The organism is Geobacillus sp. DSP4a, assembly GCF_013096875.1.
In the GTDB taxonomy this organism is placed as follows: Bacteria; Bacillota; Bacilli; order Bacillales; family Anoxybacillaceae; genus Geobacillus; species Geobacillus thermophilus.
This window is the reverse complement of the sequence record NZ_SDLD01000270.1, coordinates 1-280: the sequence shown is the minus strand read 5'-3', so window position 1 is coordinate 280 and position 280 is coordinate 1. Positions and strand designations below refer to the sequence as shown.

Annotated in this window: 1 protein-coding gene; it reads left to right on the top strand. The window is 52.5% G+C overall.

The annotated features are described in order from the left end of the window. Nucleotides 1–63 precede the first annotated feature (63 nt). The coding region (locus ETC02_RS17305) for a transposase (protein ID WP_171698509.1) at nucleotides 64–280 on the top strand (217 nt) is incomplete at its 3' end.

Sequence of the window (280 nt, the reverse complement as noted above, 5' to 3'; positions counted from 1 at the left end):
TGGCGAAAGGGAACCCGGATGAGCAAAAGCAATTGGAAAAGCAAATGGATCTGATCAAAAAACTTGATCACCAAGGACACAGAAGATGCCGTTCTTCTGTACATCGATGAAACCCATATCCGCTCTTACCATGTCTTGCGGTCCACATGGTCAGAAGTCGGCCGCCAAAAACAAGTGCCGACGTTCGGCCATCATGCCCACGTATCGCGGTTTGGCGCGGTCAACATCCACGATGGCGAAACGGTGCTTCATCAAACGACTGCCGCGCCAATGCCGCGAC